We start from the raw sequence: 24,371 nt of genomic DNA, 5'->3' as shown, positions 1-24,371 counted from the left end.
ATGACAAATACGGTTAACTTCATACGAATCCCGACTTTAAAGGGGACACAAAATATTGCTGGTATATGGTTTCCTGCTCAATGGTTTGATAGCGTACAACGACGACGGTTATTAATAAAATATTGGTTTTTAGGGTGTTCAATTTATCAATTTAAACAAGGTGATTTACTGAAATTTTCAACCACAAAAATGCTTAATTGTGATGGCTTGGAAGGTTGGCCACTAATTTTTCAAAATGGCATTTTGTGCTCCACCTTTTTGCCTGACAAATTTGAATCAAAAGTAGCGTATTATGATTTAGTGTTAGTTTCGGGTAATGCAATTACTTCATACAGTTATGACGATGCAATTAAAATCGATCCTGCTCAGTGGGTAGATTTAGATAAATATCAATTATTTGAAACAGAAGATTATACTATTGAAGTTGTTTATGATGATTTGCTTGACTTTACAGAAGATGGTAAACCCATTGGCCAAATATTTGATGGTAAAATACCCTCTCCAAGCCCTAAAATGATGAGATATATTAATGAGCAAAGGGAAAAAAGCCAGCAAAAAAATTTTGATCAACAGACTAACTCTAGCGCTACTAATGCAGCGGAAAAAAGAAAGCCTTTTCCCTTATGGATTTATTTTGTATTTACATTTATATTTATATTTATATTTATATTGTTAAGATTATTGGCGATTTTTAGATATAAAAATTCAGATACTGTTTCGGCTTTGCAAGGCTCCCCTATTAATAATAATTATCAAATTTTAGCTACTTTATTGTTAACTTTGGGGGGAGTTATCTTATTTGCTATGGTTATTAGCATGATAATCAAAACTGTCAAATATGCTAAAGCAATTAAACGAGGAGAGATTTCTAATAAAATTAAAGTAAAAACATTTACTTACAAGATGAAGAGTAGTGATTTGCCGCAAACTTATAATCCTAATAGTTCTCCTTTGCCTGCTCGTCAGAATCGCGAAAAACAAAAACCAAGCCGATGGCGTAATTATTTATCATTATTTTCAATAGTTTCTAAACTAAGCCATTTGATTGCGCTTCGGCAAGGTAATTATATCGAAACCATGTTAAAAAAGTTTGAGCAAGGCAACTTAGAAGACGCTTTACGCTATGCAATTCCGATTAATAACAATAGCCCTTCAAAAGGGCAAGCTTTTGGTGTCCCTAAACCGCGTAATAAATTATCTTTGAGCGAGTCGGTTTATGGTAATTCATCATCAATCTATCTTGAGGAGAAATTACAAAAGCATTTGCAGGTTTTGTATCAGCAGAGTTTTGAAAAATTAGCCAAACAAGATCGAGTGGAAGAGGCGGTTTTTGTTTTGGTTGAATTGTTAAATAATTTGGATGAAGGCTTAGAATTTTTAATGCAAAGAAAGCGTTACAAACAAGCCATGGAATTAGCTATTGCGCGTGATGCAAAACCTGAATTAATCATAAAACTTTGCTGTTTAGCAAATGATTGGAATAAAGCAGTGATGATAGCAAGGCGTGATAATGCTTTTGCTAATGCTATTTTGATGCTTGAAAAAGATCAACCAGAAATAGTGGATAGGTTAAGATTAGAATGGGCAAATGCATTGGCTGATCGAGCGGAATGGTTAGCAGCGATAGATGTTATTTGGCCATTACCAAAATATCGTTATCTTGCTGAAGAATGGTTTAATAACATTGATAAACTAGATGCACAGGCAATAGATGCAAAAGCAATAGTTAAACGTTTAATATTAATGCCTGAGTCGATTGATAAACTTGAAGATCGCTTGACGGAGATAAAAAATAACCCAGATTTTTATCAAAAAAGATTAGGTATTGCTCAACAAATATTAGAACAACAACAATATATTGAAAATTTACGAAGTTTGTTACGTGTATTGATTAACAATATTCTAGCTGATGTAGTCACTTATCCAAATGAATTTACCAAAGTAGATATAGCAAAGTTGATTGAGCTCACTCAAGATAAATCTTTAAAAATTGATATGCCCAATTCTTCGTTAACTTTAGCAAGACATAAGCCTTTATTAGAATCTAATCGGCTTCTTCTTTATATTTGCCCAGAAGCAGGTTACCGTTCAATTTATCATATGGCTGTCTTGACTGATAATAATTATTTATTGGCGTTAGGTGAAGCAGGCATCATTAAAGTTGATAGGCAAGGTAAACAACTTGCTCATTTTATGATTCCAGCTGAAAGATTAGTGATATCTCATAATCGTTTACAGGTTTTGGCATTGGTAAAAAGAAATAACTATTACCGTATTCATAAACTTGATTTAAGTACTGGCAAATTCATTGATTTAGGTGTTGTCCAATTTCAGCAATGTCATTGGACATTTGATGGTATCAATTGGACAATTGTTAATAATAACTGTATTGAAGTGATTAATATAGGCAATACACTAGCGGTTGTTTGGCGAGTCGATTTATCGCCTAATTCTGTGTTACAAATAGCAATAAAAGATCATCAAGAGGCAATATTAACAGTTAATCCTGAGAATTGTTGTGAAGCATTTTACTATAGTATTCCTGAACGTAGACTAATAAATAGACGAGATATTGAAAATGATGGTGATAACGTATTGTTAAGTGATGAGTTAAGAATATCATATTTAAAATATGATTATATAACCAATCAATTATCACATGTTTTTAATAAATTTAACTATGAAGTAATTCCATTAACGATGAGTGAGAAACAATTTAAGAATCTTCATGTTTTAGCAATTGGTCAGATAATTGCGCTGTGTGTGAATCAAGAAGATAGTATTGGTTATAATATTCATTTATATCACCCTGATAGCAACCAGATAAAAATGATCATTGATTGGCATTCATCAATGCCTGTTTCTGGTTTGTGCATTGATGGTGAATATTGTTTCTTTGATAAACAAGGTCGAGTATTACACGTTAATGTTAAGGAAAATAAAGTAACCTCGTTTTCGATCTAACATAAATAGGTGAGAATTTGGGTAAATTAATGGCGCCTTAATGGTACTAGACATTTTTATCTAAAAAGAGTATGGTGTGCGCTTTGTTACGTGGTTCGTGAACCTCCCACGCTAAAAAACTAAGGAAAATTATGAATAAAGTTACACTACTTGGCGATCAATCTGTTCGCTATCCTACAACCTATTGTCCTGAAATACTCGAAACGTTCGATAATAAACATCCAACTAACGACTATTTTGTTAAGTTCAATTGCCCAGAATTTACTAGCCTTTGTCCTATCACTGGGCAGCCTGATTTTGCGACGATTTATATTTCATACGTACCTAATATTAAAATGGTTGAAAGTAAGTCGCTCAAGCTATATCTCTTTAGCTTTCGTAATCATGGTGATTACCACGAAGATTGCATCAATATTATTATGAAAGATCTTATTAAACTAATGGATCCTAAATATATTGAAGTCTGGGGAAAATTTACCCCTCGCGGCGGAATCTCTATCGATCCTTATGCAAATTATGGTAAAGCCGGCACTAATTGGGAACAAATAGCGATGAGCCGTTTGGCTAATCACGATCTTTATCCTGAAAAAGTCGATAATCGCTAATTCAATTTACCCTAACAGGAAACTCTCAATGCAAACTCGTAAAGCACTAGTGATATTTTCTGGTGGGCAGGATTCTACTACCTGTTTACTGCAAGCCATTGCTGATTATGGTCGTGAAAACGTCGAAACCATCAGCTTTCAATATGGTCAACGTCATGCTATTGAACTTGAAAAAGCCAAGTGGATTGTTGAAGATCTTGGCGTTAAGCAAACCGTGGTGGATACCTCGGTGATTAAACAGACGACCAATAATGCTTTGATTGATGATTCACAACAAATCACCGCAGCCAAAGAAGGCGATTACCCTAATACTTTTGTGGATGGACGTAATATGCTGTTTTTGCTTTTGGCTGGTTGTCATGCCAAGCAACACGGTATTAGTGACATTATTATTGGCGTTTGTGAAACCGATTTTAGTGGCTACCCTGATTGTCGTGATATTTTTATTAAATCAATGAATGTATCGATGAATCTTGCTATGGATTATAATTTCAATCTCATTACCCCTTTGATGTATTTGACTAAAGCTCAAACATGGGAAATGGCTGATAAACTAGGTTATTTGGATTATGTCCGCGACCATACTCATACTTGTTATTACGGAGTTGATGGTGGATGCGGCAAATGCCCGAGCTGTATTCTTCGAGATAAAGGATTAACACAATACCTTAATCATTCAAATTAATTGAAACACTGGGTTCACTTACCCCATTAAAAAAGGACAAATTTATGCACCTGAACGCTAATTCAGAACATATAAACCAATTTACTCACGCACAGCAAATCAAGGCTCTAAGCTGGCTTTCGTTTTTTCATATTTTGGTTATCGCTTCCAGCAATTATTTAGTACAAATTCCATTTGATATTTTTGGTTTTCAAACCACTTGGGGGGCGTTTACTTTTCCATTTATCTTTCTTACCACCGATTTAACTATTCGGGTATTTGGAGCGAGTTTAGCTAGGAAGATAATTTTTGTGGTGATGCTCCCCGCATTGCTATTTTCATATGTGATTTCCGTACTATTTTTTGAAACACATTGGGTTGGTTTATCGGCATTGACGGAATTTAATAGTTTTGTTTTTCGAATTGCATTAGCAAGTTTTGCCGCTTATTTAGTTGGACAATTGATGGATATTACTGTCTTTAACTATTTAAGAAAAAATAAATCGTGGTGGGTTGCACCAACAGCATCGGCTATCTTTGGTAATGGTATTGATACTATTGTCTTTTTTGCTATTGCCTTTTATCAAAGTAGCGATGAATTTATGGCAAATCATTGGGTCGAAATTTCTTTAATGGATTACAGTTTTAAAATTATCATTTGTGGCTTATTCTTTTTGCCTCTTTATGGTGTGATTTTAAATTTTATCCTAAAAAAATTAATGTTTGTCTCCAAAACTAATTAATCGTTATAACCTAAATTCCATTGACTTATCTTAATAAACTAAAACTCATTAATTATTTTTGATGAGTTTTAATTCTATTTTCAATGCATGCAATAAAGATTATAAAAAACGTTCAGAAAAGCTATTGATTCTATTGAAGTTTTTCTTTCTGGTATTTGCAATAAAATTGCTCAATCTGTTGCTACACGCTTTGCTAAAAAGCGAAGAACTGTGCATAATATATATATAAAATATAATCAATATCAATAATAATAAAATATGAGGTGGGAGGTGGACAAAGTATGGCATTAATAAAACATTTAGCTATATTTAGCCTATTGTTAGCTTTAGCGGGGTGTGACAATAAAGAAATAGAACAAACAGTAAATGCAGAGCAATCATCACCGCAATTAGCAACAGAAGTTATTGATAACAGCAACACGACCAAAATTGGTGAGCCTAATGAAAATAATAAAATAGCGCAAGATCAATCACCAACAACGGTTTTTAATCCCACACCAGAATTAATCGAAAAATATCATGGTAAGGCCTTAACGGTCATAGATAGTTCCGAAACCATTCTGGATGGTTCTAGCACGTTGGTTGTAACCTTTTCTGTTCCTTTAAATCCTAAGCTTAATTTTTCTAATTTGCTTCGTTTAGTTGATAAAAAAATGGGTAATGTTGATGGAGCTTGGGAGCTGTCAGATAATGGACTCGAATTAAGGCATCGATACCTTGAACCCAACCGTGAATTAGAGCTCACTATCGATAAAATGTTAGTTGCAATTAATGGCAACAGTTTAAAAGAAGTCTACCAAACCGAATTTAAAACTCAAGATCGCCAGCCGTTTGTTGGTTTTGCCAATAGTGGTGTTTTACTGCCTAGCAAATCAATGAGTGGTTTACCGATTACTACGCTTAATGTTAATAAAATTGATGTTAACTTCTTTAAAATCAAACCTGAACATTTATCGGATTTTATTTCTGATTATGGGTTTATTAATCAAATAACAAGTTGGAACTCAAATAATATCAATAAATTTTCTGATTTAGTTTATTCATCTCGCTTTGATCTTAACCCTAAACGTAATTTTCAAGAAACGGTATTGCTTGACTTATCCTCAATTTCTCAATTACAGCAAGAAGGTATTTATTTTGCTGTTATGAATCAAGCGGGAACTTACAATTATTCCAACCCTACATCACTATTTTCGATTAGCAATATTGGTATTGCTGTTCATGCATATGAAAATGGTAAATTATCAGTGCTTACGCATGCACTAGACAATGGTCAGCCTCTTGGCGACGTTGATATATTGATTTTATGTAATAAAAGTATTCGAGAGAGCAATAAAAACTGTTCCACTATTTTAGCTAAAACTGATACAGACGGTTATGCTGAAGTAACCTTACCAAAAGGTATGGATTATGCTTTACTTACCGCAAATAAAGGGCAACAAATTTCTTTTGTAAATTTAGATCGTAATGCATTAAATTTAAGCAAGTATAACTTAGTCGGTTCGGCTTTTTATCAAAAACAGCTATTTGTTTTTGGCGCTCGTGATTTATATCGCCCTCAAGAAACGGTTTATTTTAATGCGCTTTTACGTGATGCTAATGGTAAGCCATTGCCAACCCAACCTATTGTGGTTGATGTTATGTTACCTGATAATCAAATTGTTGAAAATTTTACTATCAATGCTAAAGCTGACTCAAATGGCTTATATCAGTGGCAATATGTTATTCCTGCTAATGCAGCAACAGGTAAATGGGCTTTTCGTTTTAATCTAGGTGATGATAACTACCGTTATGCCGGGTTTCATGTGGAAGAATTTTTGCCAGAACGCATGGCAATGGAAATTACAACCGCATCAGACAAGCCGGTTATCTTGGATAAGAATGTCAGTTTTAATGTTAAAGGCTGGTATCTTTATGGTGCTCCAGCAATAGGTAATAACTTAGAAGGTCATGTTTATCTTAAAAAAGCAGATTCAATTGTTAACTTAGCCAATTATAAAATTGGACGTGTGACTGATGATAATCTTGATCGCCAACTTGATAATATTGACATAGTTCTGGATAAAAATGGGATTGCACAAGTTGGCATTGATACTAGCGATTGGGGTAAATTAAGCTCTCCAATTAAAGTTATTTTACAAGCAAGTTTGCTTGATTCTGGTGGGCGCCCTGTTACGCGTTATGCAAGCCAAACAATTTGGCCAACTGAAAAAATGCCTGTGGTACGTGCGTTGTTTTCTCAATCGCTTTATTATGATTGGTCAACAGCTCGTTATGAAAATAGTCCCACAGTTGATAAAGGTGCTAATGCTGAATTTGAAGTTGCCTATGTCAATACTGACGGAAAAAAGCTAGCATCAAATCATTTAAAAGCAAAAATTATTCGTGAACGCCGCAACTATTATTGGAGTTGGTCTGACGATGCAGGGTGGCACCAAGAATCTAATTCCAATGAATTTGTTGTTCAAGAACAACCACTAACTATTGATGAAAATGGTACAGCTAAAGTAAGTTATCAAACAGAGGATTATGGATCTTATCGTATTGAAATTGTTGATACTACAAATAATATTAGCAGTAGTTTACGTTTTCGAAGTGGTTACAATTGGGAAGATAACACAAATGCTACAAATGCTGTTCGGCCTGATCAAGTTAAACTAAGCCTTGATAAAACTGCTTATTCAGTTGGTGATACCGCTAAAGTACGAGTACAAGCTCCTGTTGCTGGATCAGGCTATATTTCACTTGAAACTAATGACGGAATGTTATGGAAAAAAGATATTGCTGTTGATGATCAAGGTCTAGATGTTGAGATACCAATTAAAGACTGGGGGCGCCATGATATTTATATTAATGCTATGATCATTCGCCCATCAACCGATGCTGCTGTACAAACAATTAAACGAGCAATTGGTTTACTTTATTTGCCAATTGACACGTCAAATCGTCAATTAACCGTGAGCCTTGACGTTCCGCAAAAAACAGAGCCAGAAAAAACAATTCCAATTAAAGTTAAAATAGATAAAAACGCAATACAACAAGATCACAAAGTAACCGTATTGGTTTCAGCCGTTGATTCGGGGGTATTGAACATTACTGGTTTTGCAACACCTGACCCATACAGTGCATTCTTAGGGCGTAAACGCTATAATGTTGATCTTTACGATGTATATGGCAAATTGATTGAAGGCAAAGGGCGTAATGTAAATATAAGTTTTGGGGGTGATGCTTTACTCGGTGCAGAAAATACAGGGGGTAAAACACCATTAACTGACGTTAATGTTGTTGCCCAGCAATTGCAAACTATCGAATTGAACAATGAAGGTGAGGGGGTTGTTAATCTTACTTTACCTGATTTTAATGGCGAATTGCGCATAATGGCTCAAGCATGGGATGATAGCCGTTTTGGTAAAGCAGAACAAACTATGATAGTCGCTTCACCAGTGATTGCAGAGCTATCCACTCCGCGATTTTTATCTGGTGGTGATCAAGCCACATTAGCGCTAAATCTTCATAATTTAACCGAAAAAAAACAAACAATACAGCTTGAAGTTTCAACAGGAGGTTTGATTTTTCAAAATTCGGTAAACACTACAGCAATAACTTTAGAAAGCAAGCAAAGGCAGATTATTCAATTGCCTGTTGTTGCTAATTATGGCTATGGGCAAGGATCTATAACAATTAATGTTAAAGGGATTTTGTTAGATGATGGTTCAAATTACCAAATCAAACGTTCATGGCATGTAGGCGTTAGACCTGCTTATGCTGCGACCACAAAATACTATGCGGCAGCAATAAATGGTGGTGACAGCTGGGTTTTACCTGAAGATAGTATTGCCGAAATGATTGAAAATACGATTGATGGTAAATTGATTGTATCAAATCAACCACCGCTGAATATAGCTCAGTATATCAAGTCGTTATTGTCCTATCCGTATGGCTGTTTAGAACAGACTATTAGTAGCTTAATGCCATCATTATATGCAAACCAAGAACAGCTGGCTGCATTAGGAATCAAAACTGAATCGGATACCAAACGTCGCGAAAAAGTACAAGCAGGGATTTCTCGAATATTATCAATGCAACGTAATGATGGTAGTTTTGGTTTATGGACTAAAGATAGTTCAGAAGATCATTGGTTAACCGTGTATGCGACCGACTTTTTATTGCAAGCTAAAGAGCGTGGTTATAATGTTAATAATGCTGCACTTGATGCGGCTATTTCTCGTATTAACCAATATATTTATGATGTGAATGCATTTAATAGTTTACAAAACTATAATGATAATTCACAAGTAAGCGACTACACGCAATTTGCAACTAAAGCTTATGCCTTAGTTGTACTAACCAAACAAAATAAAATCACTGTACCTGTACGTAATGAAATTAATAAAATGTATCAACAGATCACCGCAAGCGATTTTAAGGTGTTTTCGCCGTTGCCAGTTGCTCAATTAGCATTATCAGCCAAACTTGCAGGTTTTGAAAATATCTATAACAGCTTAATGCCACAAGTATTTACAAAAAGTTACGACAATCAATATCCTTGGCTTGGAGAGTATGGGAGTGCAGTTCGTGATAATGCGTTAATTTTAGCTTTATTGATTGAAAACAAGTTGAGTATTGATAAACAAGCTGACTACTTAATCCATTTATCTGATTTACTCAATGATACTCGCTATTTTTCAACCCAAGAGCTTAGTGCATTATTTGTGGCGGGTTGGTCATTGGATCAACATAAATCTTCAAAGCAATTTAATGTTACAATTAATAAACAGAGCAATGATGTAGATACTAGCTTATCACGCTCACTCGATTTTGCTAATTTAGCAAATGGATTAACGATTTCGAATCCAGAAAATGCACAGCCACTTTATATTAAATTGACCGTTTCTGGTTATGGTAAAAAAACCCCTGCGCCAACAAGTGATGAAAATAAATTAACAATTAATCGCTCTTATTATGATTTAAAAGGAAATAAAATCCAACCTGATCAGATAAAAGTAGGTGATTTAATGGTGGTTTTATTAGATGTCAACGCTCATAAAGAAGCTATTCATGATGCATTAATCGTTGATTTCTTACCTGCTGGACTTGAAATAGAAAATCAAAATCTAACTAACAGTAGTGTCAGCTTACAGGCGATCCCTGAATTAGCTAATCTATTGAAAGATGATGATAGTAATGATATCAAACATCAAGAATTCCGTGACGATAGATTTGTTGCTGCGGTTGATATCAATCATTATGTGAGTGAAGATTCTTATCGTTCACGTGTAGCTTACTTAGTTCGGGCTGTAACAGCTGGTAATTATAGGGTTCCGTATCCTTATGTTGAATCAATGTACCACCCAGATAGATTCGCTGTTGGTCAATCGCTTAACTTCATGTCTATTGTTGAACGCAAATCAGAATCGAATAATGCCGAGCAATAATAGCATTGGTATTAGAATTGATTAATAAAATACAAACAAAACGATGATCCGCTAACGAAAGTTAGCGGCACCATTTTATATTGAACCATAGATTTTTTGAGGCTTTTTGACAAAAATGAAAAAGCGCCTGCTAAAAATTCTGGCTTTATTGCTTTTTGTAATCCTACTATTAGTTGGTATTTTTTTTGTTGCCGATTGCTTATTTCCAATATCAATAGCAAAACAAAAAAACACACAAACAATTCTTGCACAAGATGGCACTCCGCTTTGGCGATTTGCTGACGAAAACGGTGTGTGGCGATATCCTATCAAATTAGATGAAGTGCCCAATGATTATCTTGATGCTTTATTAAATTATGAAGATCGCTATTTTTATCATCATTTTGGCGTTAACCTAGCATCATTACTGCGCGCAGCTTGGCAAAATATTACCAATAAAAAAATTATTTCAGGTGGTAGTACTATTTCAATGCAGGTTGCAAGGCTGCTTTACCCTCACGATCGCACCATGATAGGTAAGCTGAAACAAGTGTTTAGAACGCTACAACTTGAGTTGCACTTCAAAAAAGATGAAATTTTAACTTTATATATTAACCATGCACCATTTGATGGCACAATTGAAGGTTTAGGCGCTGCCAGTTGGTCATATTTTGGTAAAGCACCAAAAGCATTAACGCGTAGCGAAAGTGTCTTATTAGCTATATTACCTCAAGCTCCTAGTCGTTTGCGCCCAGATAGATACCCTGAAAGAGCCAAAAAAGCTCGAGATAAAGTTCTAACAAGGTTGTCTCAATACCAAATATGGTCGCCCGATATGATAAAGCAAGTTCAAAAAGAAGAAGTTTGGGTTTATCCACGTAAAAAGCCACAGCTTGCGCCTTTATTAGCTCGCAGACTCAGTCAGCAATACCCTAATATTGACATTATTCATTCAAATATCGATCTATCGCTTCAATATAATCTTGAAGATATTGCTAGAAATCGAAAAAACCAGTTACCACCTAAAACTTCACTTGCTATTTTAGTTGTCGATCATACCGATATGACTGTAAAAGGTTATGTTGGCTCAGCTGATTTTAATGATAAAGAACGATTTGGCCAGGTTGATATGATCAGTGCACTACGTTCACCGGGATCAACATTAAAGCCTTTTATTTATGCATTAGCGATTGATGATGGCATGATTCATTCTGAATCATTATTGCAAGATACACCTCGAATTAACTCTGATTACCTTCCTACTAATTTTGATAAGAGCTTTTATGGTCCAGTAAGTGCTTCAGAAGCGCTAAAAAATTCGTTAAACCTACCAGCGGTTCAACTAATTGAACACTATGGCCCTAAAAGATTTACTGGTAACCTTGTGGATATTGGTTTATCCCTTGTATCTACTGGTAATAATCCTAATATTTCATATATATTAGGAGGTGCATCGCTAAGAATGGATAATTTAGTTAGCGCATATAGTGCTTTTGCACGCCATGGACAAGTCAGTCCTTTACGATTTACGCAAATCGAACCACTGTTAAGTAAACCATTTATTAGTGATGGGAGTGCATGGATCACAAGGCAAATGTTAATTAATAACCAACAACTTGCCTATAAAACAGGGACTAGTTATGGCTATCGTGACGCTTGGGCAATGGGTATCAATCCTCGCTATTTGATTGGTATTTGGGTTGGTCGCCCAGATGGTACCCCCGTTGTTGGTCAATATGGTACTATCACAGCGGTGCCAATTTTGCGACAGGTTAACACGCTATTACTAAATAAAGAACGGCGATTGAATCGTCCATTACCTGTGGTGATCAAACCAGCAACCGTTACCTTACACAAAATTTGCTGGCCATCAGGGCAAATACTGCCTATAACTGATGAAAACTGCCATCGTCAAAAAAGTGCTTGGATATTAAATAACATGGTACCGCCAACGCTTGATACTCTTGCATCGCTTAATAATAACATCTATCGCTCAGGCTGGGTGACTATTTGGGTAAATGATGAAGGAAAACGAGTATCAGCAGACTGTAGAAATGCGCATAAAAAACAGATTGCACTTTGGCCAATAGCATTAGAAAATTGGTTATTACCCAAAGAACGCCGACAATCAAGGCTCCCTGAGGTTGATAAAAATTGCCCCATTCTTGGTAAAGATACCTTTTCGCCACTGAATATTATCGGATTGCGCGATAAGCAATTGGTAAAACGCCTACAAGGGCAAAACGATGTCACCATTGATTTAATACCACAAGGTGGCAACGGTGATAAATGGTGGTTTCTAGATGGCGAACTCATTGCGCACACCCATAACGAACAAAAAGCATCTTTAACTATCACTCAAAAAGGCTTACATAACCTTTTATTGTTAGATCAGAGTGGGCAAATTGTGCGAATGGCATTTACTTTCGATTAATCATATAGAAAGCAAATTTATGAACATTAGATGAACATTATTTGTAGAATTTGCTAGCGTTATTCACTGTATTAATCAGTATAGTATACAGGCGTCAGAGTAAAATATTTAAAGAAGCATATTGTTAATTGATCTTTTCTTCCATCACATTTAACAAATGCCTCCTTTATTTTTGTATTGTAAAATTTATATTAGATATCGCAATTTATTGATGAAAAATTATAATAAAACCTAATCATTATTATAAAATTTTAAAAAAGGCATAATGCTACCATCAGGCATAAAAACACGATCATTATTTTTTTCTTTGTTCAGAATAGCTTGATCAACATTGTACCCTAAAAGATTAGATAAAATATATTTATTCATCAACCCACTTAAATAACCGGTTGGGCTTCGAAACGACTCTACAAATTGACAGTTATAACGATCATTTGTTGATATAAACATAAACGGAATTAAAAATTGGTCAACATTTGTGTTACTTACACCATGCCCAACATTAACGATTTCGCCATGATCCGAGGTATAAATTAAGGTATAATTATCGCTATATTTGTTAATAACATCATACAATGCTTTCACTGTACGATCTGTATGATGGATGGTCAGATCATATTTTTCAGCATCAGGTAAAGCTTGCTTATCAACTTCATCATAATTTTCATAAGGTTGATGGCTTCCTCGTAAGTGTACGAAAATGAATTTTTTGGGTGAATTGTCTTTTTGGAGCGTTCTTTCTAATAATTGACTTAAATGAATATCATGCTTGCCTTTACCAAAAGCGACAACATCACTTTTACGTGCAATAAAACCAAATTTAGTATCAAATGACCCTTTAATCTCCTGAGCAGGTGAGGCTAGCCAATAAGTTTTGTAATGATTGAATTTAGCCATCTCAATAATCGATTTATTATTAAATAAATTATCATCGCTTTCTGGAACATTAAATGAAAGTGTTAATGCTAATGAATCTCTTGTAATAGCGGCAACAGAGTGGCTGTTTTGAATAATACAAGCCCCATTTTGACCAAGAATTTTGGTTATAAACGGTGTTGTTTGTTTATGGTAACCGTAAGCACTGTATCGGGTTGCTAATGAAGATTCGCCCATAATTAATACTACTAAATCGTTATCAGATTTATTGGGTGGTAAAAGAATAGCTTCATTGAATTTTTCAAGCTCATTTGTATTAGAATAGATATCTGTTGATACAAAACTAGCTAAAAGGTAGGATAAGTTACCCAAAACAGCAGGGTGAGTAAAACGAAGTAGGCTTGTGATTTCTTTATAATTACCACGTTTAATGTCATTATTTAAAGATGAATTTATTGTTACAATAGCAACAATAAACAAAACGATTATATAAAAGAACAAAGGGGCAACGGGGTTTAATTTAACAGTAATTATTTTTTTTCTAAAAATAAATAAAATAAAGTAAGTCGCAATTAATGCGGGGCCTGTTATGATTAAAACTTGTTTAGACATTGACAGAGCTTCATTAGAAGTCGTATCTATAATAGAATCAAGTACGCCTGTTGATATTATTTCTCCATAATAAATGAAATAACTGATTTCGGATAAAAATAGAAATAAAGATAGTGTGCTAAGCGTAACAATAAAATAATGGCGACTATAAATGCCTATATGCACAAGTGCAATAAAACACCATGTTGTTGTTAAGTTTATATAAAATAGTAGATTTTTAAAAACAGATTTGTTAAACAGAAAATCGGATTTTGTTATAACGATATAAGCCCAAATAGCACTAAAAACGGTATAAAGTAGCAATAAAATTGCAGTTTTTCTTTTAATAATTTTACTTATTTGCATAGCTTATCTTGTTTTATTATTAATTTAGTGTAGCCAGTAGATGATTATACTACTGAAGTAAGTATTTTCTTCATATAAAAGAGTGGGTTGTTTTCTAAATTATATGCAATTTTTTGTTAAAAAATACACTTATTTTGGTTAAAATAGCAAGCACTATTGTTCAAATATCAAAGTAGCTTGTGTATAAGCATATAGAAGTAAAATAGTATTAAAGGAGAATATAATGTATTTACTTGCAATTAATATACAGATTAAAGCTTTTTTAGCTCAATTTATTAAAAATAAACAAGCTATATCGGCGATTGAGTATGCTATTATTTCGGCTGGTATTGCGGCAACCGTATTAATTATCTTTCAAGGAAGATCGGGATCGATTATGTATGATATGTTTGATAATGTATTTACATCGATAAAAAATCGATTAGGAGTGATTGCTAGTTGGTAATGATATGCAGTACTTATCATTGACAAAATGGGTTAATTATTTTTATTTGTTATTATTAAACAATAATTAGAATGTCAAATTACCTAAAATTTTATGCTACTAAACTCGCAAGTTGATTCTGATATAGAATTTACTTGCATTGTTTACAGTATTAGGAGAAAAATCTGTCATGAATATCTATAAAATACAAAATTAACGCCTTGTCATTGAGAAGAGATTTAGCGTTTATACAATAACAAGCCACAGTTACCGGCTTAGCGTTGAGATTCAATGTCAGCCGCCTCCACTATTTATAAAGCATCAAAACTTTGGTGTAAGCCACAATTAGGCTCAAATGAACGTTATAAAACAGTAAAATATGGGTTTAACAGGTTGGTTAAAGTTGACAAAATGATAGAAGAAGGTCTAAAACGGCAAGCAAAGCGTTATAACAAAAATTATTGGATGTTTATGGCAATAAATCGCAATTCAGCTCAGTTGTATTTTTACAGTATGATGTGTTAGTACAAATACCTTACACCATTGATATTATGTGTTCTGAGATAATAGCACCGAATACAAAGGGGGCTGTTGAATATACCTTTGTTAAGTTTTCCAAGTCAATAAAATCAATTAAAAGTTGACTGAGTTCGCCAGTCCTTAAACCAGTGTTAAAGTTGAGCAAGTGATAAGGACATTAATGGAAATTGGCATGAACAAAAAGTATTGGCCAATGCAATTGTCCGACAAGCCAAATTCCGTTATTTTATTAATTTTTACAATACTGTTAAACCACATAAAAGTTTAAATGCTGCTATGCCTTATGAGATACTTGAATTTTATTTTTGCCAAAATGTGTAAGCAATCTGAAGAAATCCTATCCATAAAAAATAATTTTTCTCATTTGTTATTTTGATAAAAAACATTTTAGTTAAAAAATATACTGAAAAAACAAGCAATTATTTTTTAATTTCATGATTAATAATAAATTATTGTCAATTATTTTTTATTTTCCATCTTGGCAAGCAATATAATTGAGTATATTATACGCCCACTTTCTGTTTAGAAAGTGATATTTTAAAATAAAAGAAATGTAAGAAATATTTAAAGGAGAAAATTATGATGTATTTATCAGCACTTCGTGCGCAAGCTAGAAATTTTGCAGGCAAATTTGTTAAAAACGAAAAAGGTGTTACGGCGATTGAATATGCTGTTGTTGCAGCAGGTGTTGCAGCAGTAGTATTAGTTATCTTCAATAAAAATAGTGGTCCTGTATATAGTATGTTGTTTGATGTATTTACAAATCTTAAGACTAAACTTGTGGACACTATTGGTTCTGGTAGCCGTCAGTAACTAATAGGGTGTATTAATTTATTTTAGTAGATGGTTATTATTAATAATTTGTATCATACTATATAGTTATATACACCTAATTGTACTGCGTGAGGATGATCTATTAGGGTTATCCTCACAATATAGGATAAAAGTCAGCAGGAGCAATTGGTGGCTTCTGTTAGTATTACAATTACAATGAAAATATACTATGGCTAGTGATGGATTTAAGTTTTCTAATGAGTGGGGCGAAGTTCGTGATTTAGTGTTTCAAGTTCTCGATCTTGAACTAATTGAACAATTAAAGGGCGATCCAAACCAAGTTCTTCGTGAAGTTCAATCAGTAATCAGAAATATTATTAATTCTGGCGGTGCTCGTATCACAGCAGACGAATCGAGTGTGTTGGCAAGTATGATTTGCGATGAAATTGTCGGTTACGGTCCAATAGATTCGTTGATGAAAGATGAAGCCGTTAATGATATTTTAGTAAATGGTCCTTATAGCATTTATGTTGAGCGCGGAGGAATTCTTAGTAAATCCGATAAGTTTTTTATCAACGAGCGCCAACTTCTTGATATTGCAAGGCGTTTAGTTAACAAAGTTGGCAAAAATATCGATGAATCACATCCCTTAGTTGACTCACGTATGCCTGATGGTAGCCGCCTCAATGTTGTTATTCCGCCCATTGCCATTGATGGCACATCCATGTCAATTCGTAAATTTGGTACTGGTCGTCGAACATTCCATGATTTAATAAAGTTTGGTTCTTTAAATGAACATATGGCAAACTTTTTAGTTATTGCTGCGCGTTGCCGAATGAATATTATTGTTTCGGGGGGAACTGGTTCTGGTAAAACAACAATGCTCAATGCATTGTCTGGGTTTATTGGCGAACATGAACGTACTATTACACTGGAAGATGCTGCGGAGTTACGGTTACAACAAGACCATGTTCTTAGACTGGAAACCAAAACAGGTAGTGATGATGGTCGAGGAAGAGTAACTATGAGAGATCTATTAGTTAATGCATTGCGTATGCGACCAGATCGAATTATCGTAGGGGAATGTCGTGGAGAAGAGGCATTTGAAATGCTTCAAGCGATGAATACTGGTCATAATGGTTCAATGTCAACACTGCATGCCAATACCGCTAAAGATGCGCTATCTCGTTTAGAAAGCATGATTATTATGGCTCAATCTGAATTACCGATGATTGCCATTAAAAGTTATATTAGTTCTTCAGTCAATTTTATTATTCAAGTTTCACGCCTTCCAGATGGGCAGCGTAAAGTGATGAGTATCACTGAAGTTCTTGGTGTTGAATCTGGCAATATTGTCACCCACGATGTTTTTAAATTCCAGATCAGTGATGAACGAAATGATCAAGGTAAGATTCAAGGTGAATTTATCTGTAATGGATTGGTGAAACGTTCTGCGCTTTATGAAGGTGCTCAATATTATGAAATGTCAGACATTTTAGAAAAGCTTATGTTTACTGCTATGGGGATTGCAACATGATAATCGTTCTTTCAATTGTACTCGTTCTTGTTAGTGCTATGAATATTTTTTCGTTGCGCAATCGTCGAGAAAGATTACAAGCTTTCTATAGAGTTGAGGTCAAAAAAAACGAGTCTTTAGCTAGTTTAGTTGAAGATCGATTAACTAAGCAAAAAGGCTCTTTTTTTGCTCAAATAGCTTTGAATTTAAAAACAAAAATTAAATCTTATTATGCCTTACTCATAATGGATCAATCGACAGCTAGACTGATTATTTATATTTTAGCAGGGGTTTTTGTGGGTGTGTTTTTGAATCAAAAATATATTGGTTATGACAATTACACCGTAATTCCTGTTAGTTTTGTTGCTACAATTATTGCTATTATTTTCATTAAGAAAAGACAAGTTACAAAGCAATTTTATGAAACATTTCCCGAAGCATTGAATGTCTTTTCTGGTGTTGTGTCATCTGGATATGCGGTGACAACGGGATTTAAAGCATGTGGAAACTCTATGGATGGAATTGTTGGTAAAATAATGAAGGAAATTGATAGTCGACTAGAAATTGGTGAAAGTGCCGAAAGCATCTTATTTAATTCCTATCAACGACTTCCTTTTCCAGAATATTATTTCTTTATTTTAACAATAATGGTTAATCTTGATAGTGGTGGAGAATTGAAAGAAATTTTTAGTCGATTAGCAAAAATGTTAACAAATAATCGTATCCTTACTAAAACTCGAGATGGTAAAACTGCCGAACTAAGGATGTCAATCAAGATTTTAGGTTGCATGCCTTTTGGTTTTATTTTGGCACTTAGAGGGATCTCAGAAACACATTACCTCTATTTAGTTGATACAACCGTTGGTCATTATCTTTTATATTATGTTATAGCTAGCGTAACTATAGGCTACTTGGTAATCAATGGTATGATTAATAAGATTATTTAAATTATGGATAGTTTACATATATTAATTCCAATTTTTTTAATTTACATTGGCTGTAAAGAGCTATTTGGCTCATATTGGTTGTATCAAAGAAAAGAAAAAATTAGCTTGCTATTGAACAGCGAAAATAAAGAAAAGAAAACGCCAAGAAAGCATGTTGACCAAAAAAATATTGCTTTTGAAAAGATCGCTGCCAAAAATAGTGTAAGCCTGAGCTTTTTGCGCCGGTTTCAAGAACAAAATAGTTGGAAAGTGTATGCAGTTATTGTTGTTTTCTCGCTATTCTATTTGTTTAATCAAGTTTTTTCGTTTATTGGACTTGATTCAAATACATTGCTAATAGTTTTGTTGTTAATTGTTATTGTGGTTATTATTCTACCTGATAGGCTAGTAAAAAGGCAGACAGCAAAAAGAATCAAAAAAATTTCGCGAGATTTGCCATTGATTATCGATATGATGGCAATTATGGTTAGATCAGGTATGACTGTTGAAAATGGTTTTAGATATTTAAGCACTAGAGTAAAACCAATTAACATTGATGTGGCTGCTATTTTAGAAAGGGCTTGTTTAATGATGGATGTGAATGGTATAGAGCTTTCCATCGATTTGATCCAGCGAGAAGTGCCTTGTAAAGAGATTAGAATGTTTTGTGTAACTTTAAAAAGAAGTATTAGTTACGGTAACTCAATTTATGAGGCTTTATTAGAGCTATCAGCAGAAATTAGAGAAATACAAAAATTAACGATAGAAGAAAAAATTGCTGCTGTTACGGCCAAAATGACAGTACCGATGATGGTCTTTTTTCTAGCCCCTATTCTTGTTATTGTTGCAGGTCCTGTTGTTATGAATATTATATCGACATTAAGTAATGGATAAGGATTTAGAGATAATGAATTACTTTTCAATATGCTGTAAGCCAAAAAAATTAATAAAACCGAAATGTATTGTGCTTTGTTCAATATTATTTTTTGTTGCAGGGTGTCAAAATAGCACCTTAAAGTACGATTTAAATGAGCAACAAAAAATTTATATTCATGAAACGACAAAAAATTACGGTGGTTTAATTGAGCTTTATAAACAACGATTGCAACGTTCTGATACCGTAGATACAAGGTATAAACTTGCGCGTATCTACTACCTTTCTAATGATTTTGAAGCAGCAAAGAGGATTTTAACGCCAGTTTTAAATAAAACTAAGAACGACGGTCTTTTTGTTTTATATGGTCATGTTGAGTCTAGGCTTGGTAATAATGATACGGCGTTAACATATTTAGATAAAGCGATCGCAATCAATGGTAAAAATGGAGAAGCTTATAATGTAAAAGGTGTTATTTTACTGAAAAAACGACAATATGATGCTGCGCGTTATTCGTTTAATTTAGCTAGAGAAAATTTTTATGATGAAAATAAAGTCACAAATAATTTAGCCATGTTATCGATTTTGAATAAAGAATATAATGAAGCCTATAAGCATCTAAATATCTTATATACAAAAGGATATCGTGATCAAACCATTCTTCATAATTTACTTTACACATTGATAAAATTGAATAAAATGCAACTAGCTAAGTCATTTTGCATAGCACATAAATTATCTAATGATCCTGAAATATTAATTCAAGAATTAAAACAAATTGAACCAAATAAAGCTATCAAATTTAATGAAATTACACCAGGGCAAGTTGAGAATCAAAAGCAATATACAACTGAAAAAATAGCATCACAAAAGATATCTGAAAAAGAGATATCTGAAAAAAAGATAGCTGTAAAATCAGAAAAAGGGAATAAATCGAAGAATGTAGCAAGTTCAACCGCGCATGCTAAATTGTCCAATATGACTAAATTAGAAACGGCTACAGACAAGCGGGTAGATTCTAGTGCGATTAATTCAAAACCAGAAAAGGCCAACGATCTTAGTGTTTCTAAGCAAAATAATGAAGCAAAACAGCCAGCAACTAAATCAACTATTTTAGCTGTTCGTTCTGGCGAGCATGAAAAGTTTAGTCGAATTACTATCGAAACTGTAAACCAATTAAATAAGAGTGAATACTTTGTTGAAAAAATTTCTCCAACAGAGTTTAAATTATCATTTTATAAGGTTACATTGCCAGCAGCGGGTATAAATTATATTATTAACCGAATTTCGCATAGTGAACGAGATTTTTCTGACGTCACAGGAACGTTGACGGCTGAAAATACATTAGTTTTAAACATAAAAACTAAACAAAATTCAATTGTGAAAGATTTTTATGCAGGCCTCAATTCAAAAGGAAAGGCTCATTGCTTTGCATTTGATTTTTATTTAGAAAATAAATAAATGCAACTAAAATAACAATAAATATAAGTATTATATGGAGTTTGCATGAAAGATAAGAAATTGATTATTTTATATGTATTAATGTTAGTTGTTGGAATAGCATTATTATTTACAAAGTCGCCTCCTCCTGCTGTTGTTGAACATCCAGTCGAACAGCAAGTTGTGATCGAAGCCCCTAAAGTAGAGCAGCCCAAAACAGAAATGATAACGGTTGCTTTTGCAAAACATACTATCAATAAGAAAAAGATATTAACTAAAGATGATTATTATTTTAAGTCAATAGAAATTGACAAAGACAGCCCTGAAAAGTCGAAATATATAACCGATTCAGCGGAGATAGATGCTTATGTCGCTAAGAATAATATTGCGAAAGATTCTTTTATTGAACATAATTTTATTGCTTCGCCTAATTCGCCTGATTACCTGCTTTTAGCACTAAAAGAAGGAAATTATATGTTTCCGTTTAAATTGGAGCCGATGGATTTTTATTTAGTAAAGAATTTAAAAGCTGGCGATCTTGTCGATCTTTATATTTTTTATGCTGATGAAACGGTGCGTTCTCGCAATAATGATGAAGCAGGTAAATTAGTTTCGCCAAGTAGTGATTTTGCTAAAAATCGTATAAAACCAATTATTGTTGGCAAGAAAATTCTATATATTGATTTAGGCGGAGAATTGGCTCAAAACTTTCAAAAAAATGATACAGGCCAAATTCAATTAGAGCTTTCTAATCAAGAAATTAAATTACTGAGAACATTAATGACGAACTCTAAAATTATGATATACCCGAGCATTTACAAAAAAAATGTTGAAGATGGGCTACGCTCATTAAGTGATAAAGAAAAAAACTGGCCGATATCTGATAATGATATCTTTTTGGAGAAACAGAAACGGATTAATTTGCTCAGAGGTAATTAAGAATGCTAATAAAAATTAAATTAATTCTAAACAAAGTCAAGCTACCCTTTTGCTTATTACTTATGGGATTTTCCTCATTAACTTTTGCTAATATTCATAATTTACAAATAGGGCAAAGTAAAACAATTGTTTTACCTGAAAATGTAGGAACAGTGTTTATTAGTCAAGATACTGTAGCAAATTATGAGGTTGTTAATGATAAGTCGTTAATTATATATGGGAAATCAAATGGTAGAACTAGTTTGATAGTTTATGATAATGCAAACAACATTATCATTAACGATACTATCAATGTTGATCCACTTTTGTCTCAAATTACGTATAGGCTAGCTCAAAACTTCCCAAATAGTAGTGTGACAATAGATCGTTATGATAATGGAGATGCAAATGGTCGATTTGTCTATGTACTAAACGGTACGACCCCTGATAGCACAACAAAAAATAAAATTATTACAGTTGTTGGTTCACTTGTTGGGCAAAATTCCGAGCGAATACGGACTGAAGCGTCAGGCGATGCATCAGTTAAGCCGGATCTATCGTTTCAGGATCATTATATTTATAGCAATATTATCGATAATATTAGAGTAATAGAAGAATATCAGGTTAATGTGAAACTAACTTTTGTTGAGGTTAGCAAAGAATTTACCGATTCATTAGGCATTGAATGGCAAAGTTTAAGTTTAAACAGCATGGTATCTGGTGGTTCGACTATGAACAGTGTGGGAGAGTTCACATTATTAGGACTTAAAAAAGGGTTTGATATCCACAATATTACTACAGTGATTAGGGCAATTAAAAATGATCATTTAGCTAAAGTTCTAGCGCAGCCCAATTTATCGGTACTATCAGGTGAAAGTGCCTCATTTTTAGTCGGTGGTGAAATACCCATTGTAACGAAGAATAAAGATGGTGATGCAAATGTTACCTATAAAGAGTATGGTATTAAATTAAATATTAGTACTAAAGTTAATAATGATAAGCGTATTAGGCTATTTATTGATAACGAAGTTAGCTCAGTTTCTGGCTCATATGCATTTAATAATTATAATATCCCAACGTTATCGACTCGAAGAACAAGCTCAACTATCGATTTATCTAATGGCGATAGCTTTGTTATTGCTGGATTAATTAACGAAAAAGATGAAGAACAATTGTCTCGGCTTCCTTTTATTAGTGAGATTCCTATTTTAGGTGCACTAGCTCGTAGCGCAACAACAGCTCGTGGTAAGACTGAAATGGTTGTATTTGCAACAGTTAACTTAGTGACATCCAATAATAGTTTTGATGGAGTAGAGTTACCAATTTTAGATCGCACTGATGTGATTAATGGCTTCTTCAATATTAAAAATAACATTGATAAACAAAGACGTAAAACTATACCAGTGTCTAACGAAAGTGAAAAATTTATTAACGATATGGGCTTTATTGAATAAAAGGTTATTGGGATTCTTATGCAATTATTTGGTAATAAAAAAGATACAAATGGATCAAAAGATTCTCCACAGGAGTTTGTTGCTGGACGCATATCGGGTTTTCAAGTCGCAATTTTAAGTAAAAGAAGTGAATTGATTGAAAAGATTCGTTCTGTGTTATTTCTTTATAATGTATTAAGTATGGAGGTTATCTCACTAGAATTATCCGAGTTGAAAGAAGATACTCGCTGGAATCAGTATGATGTAGTTATTTTAGATATTAAAGATGAAGGCGATGCTGAATTCTTGTCAGAAAATATCAACCGCTGTATACCTATTCAAGCATCAACAATACTTATAGGCAGTCATGATTCGATTCAATTTTCTGAATTTTTGTTAAAAAAAGGAATACATTTCTTATTAGAAAGCAGTCAATTAGAGAAGATCCCTACTATTTTAAATTCAAGAAGCTTAACCCCACCAGGTTCAAGTAAAAGAGTCGGTAGTGTTGTTACATTTCTAGGCTGTAAAGGCGGAATTGGTACATCGTCATTAGTGGTTCATGTACTAAAAAATATTAGTAAATTAACGAATTATCCTCTACTCTATATTCAAGGAGCAACAACAAGTCCTAATGCTGATTTTTTATTTGAAATGCCAATATCTCAAGATGGTTCATTGACTAATATTGAGAGTGCTTTACAAGTAAAAGTAGAAAATAGTGCTAGTGCTTGGAAATATGATGAACTTAATTCAGGGCAATTTAATATTACATTTATTGATCAAAATATGGGATTATCATCTTCATTTAAGCACCTTGATGATATTATTACTATTTCTAATATTATATTTATTGTGATAAATCGAGA

Annotated in this window: 17 protein-coding genes and 1 riboswitch; of the genes, 16 read left to right on the top strand and 1 reads right to left on the bottom strand. The window is 33.5% G+C overall.

Going from position 1 to position 24,371, the window contains the following annotated elements:
- The 6 genes from A9G28_RS12870 (at position 1) to pbpC (ending at position 12,824) form a co-directional block, all read left to right on the top strand.
- Positions 1-2,964, top strand: coding sequence for a bpX6 domain-containing protein (locus A9G28_RS12870; RefSeq protein WP_065580919.1), 2,964 nt, complete (start codon positions 1-3; stop codon positions 2,962-2,964).
- Positions 2,965-3,048: 84 nt separating this feature from the next.
- Positions 3,049-3,093, top strand: a riboswitch (PreQ1 riboswitch).
- A gap of 2 nt (positions 3,094-3,095) precedes the next feature.
- Positions 3,096-3,569, top strand: coding sequence for a preQ(1) synthase (queF, locus tag A9G28_RS12865; RefSeq protein ID WP_065567963.1), 474 nt, complete (start codon positions 3,096-3,098; stop codon positions 3,567-3,569).
- Positions 3,570-3,597: 28 nt separating this feature from the next.
- Entirely contained in the window at positions 3,598-4,254 is a 657-nt protein-coding gene (gene queC / locus A9G28_RS12860) for a 7-cyano-7-deazaguanine synthase QueC (RefSeq protein WP_065567964.1), read from the top strand.
- A 71-nt stretch (positions 4,255-4,325) separates the two neighbouring features.
- Complete coding sequence (locus A9G28_RS12855; RefSeq protein ID WP_141673684.1) at positions 4,326-4,976, top strand: 7-cyano-7-deazaguanine/7-aminomethyl-7-deazaguanine transporter; 651 nt, start codon at positions 4,326-4,328, stop codon at positions 4,974-4,976.
- Between the two features lie 281 nt (positions 4,977-5,257).
- Positions 5,258-10,411 carry an alpha-2-macroglobulin family protein gene (locus tag A9G28_RS12850; protein ID WP_065580918.1) on the top strand — a complete coding sequence of 1,718 codons (5,154 nt, stop codon included), beginning with the start codon at positions 5,258-5,260 and terminating at the stop codon, positions 10,409-10,411.
- Between the two features lie 115 nt (positions 10,412-10,526).
- Positions 10,527-12,824 (top strand): penicillin-binding protein 1C, encoded by a 2,298-nt coding sequence (gene pbpC / locus A9G28_RS12845; protein ID WP_065580917.1) that lies wholly within the window; start codon positions 10,527-10,529, stop codon positions 12,822-12,824.
- A 231-nt stretch (positions 12,825-13,055) separates the two neighbouring features.
- Here pbpC and A9G28_RS12840 read toward each other — a convergent pair whose 3' ends face one another.
- Positions 13,056-14,657: a phosphoethanolamine transferase gene (locus A9G28_RS12840; RefSeq protein ID WP_218057391.1), complete on the bottom strand. Its 1,602-nt coding sequence runs from the start codon at positions 14,655-14,657 to the stop codon at positions 13,056-13,058.
- A 223-nt stretch (positions 14,658-14,880) separates the two neighbouring features.
- On the opposite strand from A9G28_RS12840, the gene A9G28_RS12835 reads away from it, so the two are divergent.
- The 10 genes from A9G28_RS12835 to A9G28_RS12790 form a co-directional block, all read left to right on the top strand.
- Complete coding sequence (locus tag A9G28_RS12835) at positions 14,881-15,102, top strand: Flp family type IVb pilin (protein ID WP_065567968.1); 222 nt, start codon at positions 14,881-14,883, stop codon at positions 15,100-15,102.
- A gap of 270 nt (positions 15,103-15,372) precedes the next feature.
- A complete protein-coding gene (locus tag A9G28_RS13215; protein WP_081301594.1) occupies positions 15,373-15,606 on the top strand; it encodes a hypothetical protein in 234 nt (77 codons plus the stop codon).
- Positions 15,607-16,200: 594 nt separating this feature from the next.
- A complete protein-coding gene (locus A9G28_RS12825) occupies positions 16,201-16,434 on the top strand; it encodes a Flp family type IVb pilin (RefSeq protein ID WP_065580916.1) in 234 nt (77 codons plus the stop codon).
- A 190-nt stretch (positions 16,435-16,624) separates the two neighbouring features.
- The gene (locus tag A9G28_RS12820; protein WP_081301593.1) at positions 16,625-17,932 is read left to right on the top strand and encodes a CpaF family protein; all 1,308 of its coding nucleotides are present in this window, start codon (positions 16,625-16,627) and stop codon (positions 17,930-17,932) included.
- Positions 17,929-18,858: a type II secretion system F family protein gene (locus A9G28_RS12815; RefSeq protein ID WP_065580915.1), complete on the top strand. Its 930-nt coding sequence runs from the start codon at positions 17,929-17,931 to the stop codon at positions 18,856-18,858. Before A9G28_RS12820 ends, A9G28_RS12815 begins: the two co-directional genes overlap by 4 nt.
- 3 nt (positions 18,859-18,861) lie before the next feature.
- Positions 18,862-19,731 carry a type II secretion system F family protein gene (locus tag A9G28_RS12810; RefSeq protein ID WP_065580914.1) on the top strand — a complete coding sequence of 290 codons (870 nt, stop codon included), beginning with the start codon at positions 18,862-18,864 and terminating at the stop codon, positions 19,729-19,731.
- A 13-nt stretch (positions 19,732-19,744) separates the two neighbouring features.
- Positions 19,745-21,172, top strand: coding sequence for a tetratricopeptide repeat protein (locus A9G28_RS12805; protein ID WP_065580913.1), 1,428 nt, complete (start codon positions 19,745-19,747; stop codon positions 21,170-21,172).
- Between the two features lie 45 nt (positions 21,173-21,217).
- Complete coding sequence (locus A9G28_RS12800) at positions 21,218-22,090, top strand: hypothetical protein (protein ID WP_065580912.1); 873 nt, start codon at positions 21,218-21,220, stop codon at positions 22,088-22,090.
- Positions 22,091-22,092: 2 nt separating this feature from the next.
- Positions 22,093-23,523, top strand: coding sequence for a type II and III secretion system protein family protein (locus tag A9G28_RS12795; RefSeq protein WP_065566236.1), 1,431 nt, complete (start codon positions 22,093-22,095; stop codon positions 23,521-23,523).
- A gap of 18 nt (positions 23,524-23,541) precedes the next feature.
- Positions 23,542-24,371, top strand: an 830-nt coding sequence (locus tag A9G28_RS12790; protein WP_141674759.1) for a hypothetical protein, incomplete at its 3' end; no start/stop codon positions are given.

Source organism: Gilliamella sp. Fer1-1 (assembly GCF_001690825.1).
GTDB classification, from domain to species: Bacteria; Pseudomonadota; Gammaproteobacteria; order Enterobacterales; family Orbaceae; genus Gilliamella; species Gilliamella apicola_C.
The sequence above is the reverse complement of the archived record's forward strand: the minus strand, read 5'-3'. Positions and strand labels throughout refer to the sequence as shown.